Origin of the sequence: Acetobacterium bakii (genome assembly GCF_001263355.1) — a bacterium.
Classification (GTDB): Bacteria; Bacillota; Clostridia; order Eubacteriales; family Eubacteriaceae; genus Acetobacterium; species Acetobacterium bakii.
The window spans coordinates 19,166-21,893 of the sequence record NZ_LGYO01000032.1 but is presented as its reverse complement, the minus strand read 5'-3'; the positions used below and the strand labels follow the sequence as shown (position 1 = coordinate 21,893).

The 2,728-nt window shown below is 40.1% G+C and carries 2 protein-coding genes and 2 pseudogenes; 2 read left to right on the top strand and 2 right to left on the bottom strand.

Annotation, left to right across the window (positions count from 1 at the left end; genetic code table 11):
- A pseudogene (locus AKG39_RS12670) lies at positions 1–990 on the top strand (hypothetical protein); the annotation flags it as partial.
- 196 nt (positions 991–1,186) lie between these two features.
- The gene (locus tag AKG39_RS12665) at positions 1,187–1,705 is read left to right on the top strand and encodes an Ig domain-containing protein (RefSeq protein ID WP_050740769.1); all 519 of its coding nucleotides are present in this window, start codon (positions 1,187–1,189) and stop codon (positions 1,703–1,705) included.
- 451 nt (positions 1,706–2,156) lie between these two features.
- Here the strand turns inward: AKG39_RS12665 and AKG39_RS12660 are convergent, their stop codons facing one another.
- Positions 2,157–2,477: a DUF4279 domain-containing protein gene (locus AKG39_RS12660; RefSeq protein ID WP_050740768.1), complete on the bottom strand. Its 321-nt coding sequence runs from the start codon at positions 2,475–2,477 to the stop codon at positions 2,157–2,159.
- A gap of 72 nt (positions 2,478–2,549) precedes the next feature.
- A pseudogene (locus AKG39_RS20530) lies at positions 2,550–2,728 on the bottom strand (WYL domain-containing protein); the annotation flags it as partial.

The window sequence follows — 2,728 nt, the reverse complement described above, 5'->3', positions numbered from 1 at the left end:
AATTATCCAACTGACGGAACATGGGTTCAGGGTTCCGATCAAATTGGCACCCCCGGTTTAAGTCGAAGAATTGAAGGCGTTAACTTTAAACTGACCGGTGATATTCCCGCCGGCGCTAAGATTGTTTACAATCTTCACATCCAGGATTATGGCTGGTTATGTGATGTGAATAATCCATCGACATGGCAAGAAGGACCTGATTTTGCTGGAACAACCGGCGAAAGCAAACGGATTGAAGCGATCCAAATCAAATTGCTGGATGCGTCTAATAGGCAATTAGCGGGATACAGCGTTCAATACAGTGGCCATGTCCAAGATGTTGGGGATGTCGCAATGGTTGCCGATGGCAGCAAACTGGGAACAGTAGGCGCCAGCCAACGTTTAGAGTGTTTATCCGTTGGCATTGTTAAAGTAGCTGATTTTGTTCCTTACTATCGAGCTTTAGGTGCGGCAGAAAAAATTATACAGACTAAAGATGACTATACCCCAGCTTCAGTTGCAGCTCTGGAAAAAGCGATTCATGATCATCCAGTACCTGATACATCTACCCAGGCAACCGTTGATGCAGCAACAAAAGCCATTAATGAGGCACTGACTAAGTTAGTAAAAGCAACAACTGATGTAACTGCTCCAGAAATCTCTGAATTAGATGTAACATTCACAGAAGAAGTTGGTGCTGATGAAAAAACGATTAGTTATACGGTAACAGATGCCGATAGCTATTTAGATTTCGATACGATCAAGAATATCAATAACTATACATTTGCTGGTATAGCACTTCCAGCAGGTTCAACGGTAACAACAGATGCAGCAACTGTTGAACAAAAAGAAACAAAAGTAACCATTCACATTCCAGTTAGCGCAGTTTCAAAAACAGTTGATGGCGTATTCGCTATTTCTGGCATTGAAGATGTTGATGGCAACGTAAACACAGCAATAACACAAACAGGAAATATTGATTTTACAGGATATCCTGCTTTTATGGTCTGAGAAATTATAGAATAAATATTTCAGTAAGCAACTTCTTAATAGTGGGAACTTGTTAATAAGGAGATCGGATTTTTGAGGGGGTGATGATAGTGAAGGAGGAGATTAGAAGCGATTAAAGAAACAATCACAGATGAGCAAAAAGCTCTTTTGTGGATTTTAAAAATCAAACTAATAAAGAGACGAGAAGAATATTAAAATGAAAAGAATTTCAGTAAGCTTATTTACAATCATCATGATGCTTCTTATGGTTTTTTCATCAAATGTTTTTGCAAATGATGCGAGTGCTATGGGCGTTGAGTATCGAGCTCATATACAGGATGTTGGCAATTATCCAACTGACGGAACATGGGTTAAGGGTTCCGATCAAATTGGCACCTCCGGTTTAAGTAGACGAATTGAAGGTCTCGAACTTCAGTTGACTGGTGAGATTCCCGCCGGCGCTAAGATTGTTTACAATCTTCACGTCCAGGATTATGGCTGGTTATGTGATGTGAATAATCCATCGACATGGCAAGAAGGACCTGATTTTGCTGGAACAACCGGCGAAAGCAAGCGGATTGAAGCGATCCAAATCAACTTGCTGGATGCTTCTAATAAGCAATTAGCGGGATACAGCGTTCAATACATTGGCCATGTCCAAGATGTTGGAGATATCGCAATGGTTGCCGATGGCAGCAAACTGGGAACAGTAGGCGCCAGCCAACGTTTAGAGTGATTATCCATTGGCATTGTTAAAGTAGTTGACTTTGGTCTTTTCTATCAAGCTTTAGGTGCGGCAGAAGAAATTATACAGACTAAAGATGACTATACCCCAGCTTCAGTTGCAGCTCTGAAAAAAGCGGTCAAGGATCATCCGGTACCTGACTCATCTACCCAGGCAGCCGTTGATGCAGCAACTGTTGAACAAAAAGAAACAAAAGCAACCATTCACATTCCAGATAGCGCAATTCTAAAAAAACTTGATGGCGTATTCGCTATTTCTGGTATTAAAGATGTTGATGGCAACGTAGATACAGAAACACGAACAGGAGATATGATTTTGAATAAGGCTCTAATTATAAAAGAAGCAAATGTAAATTGTAACGGTACAATTACCATTTCATTTTCACAACCACTTTTGAATATTAACCAAGCTGATTTCGAAGTATCATCTGTTTCTAATAATTCTATTCTTTACATAACTGGTTAATCGTCGCTTCTTTTCCTATCAGTCTCTCAATAATTTTTTCAAGTTGATGCGAAACTGACATACAGTCCTCATATCCAGTTTCTAGTTCCCAAGTGGTTCCGGGTTTGTACTTATCATGCAAATCCGGACTATCAACAGGCCAATCCACTTTTGTTCTAAAACGACTCGGCTCCAACCTTAACTTTTCCCAAATATATTCTTTGGAAAATTCATTGCCTTCTAACTTAAAGCTAACGCTTATTCTCGGTTCCCTTACTCCATCGTCCAAGTATATTGTTATTTGTGGTTTGGATTCCATCTGATCTCAACCTTTCTTTTCTAAAAATAATTAGCATGACTGATGTATTCAATATCGTTCTAGTCATACCAAATGGCAATACCCCTGCCAATACCAATGACTGCTTTTCAGTTCCAGCTGATAGGGCTCGGCTGTTCGTACGGTTTTATTGCCGTAGCGGTCTGCATATTCAAATGAAAGCAGCCTGCTTTCCTGCAAAGCTATTTTGATAATTTCTAAATAGGATTGGCTGTTCCGGTTGCCCATCCACG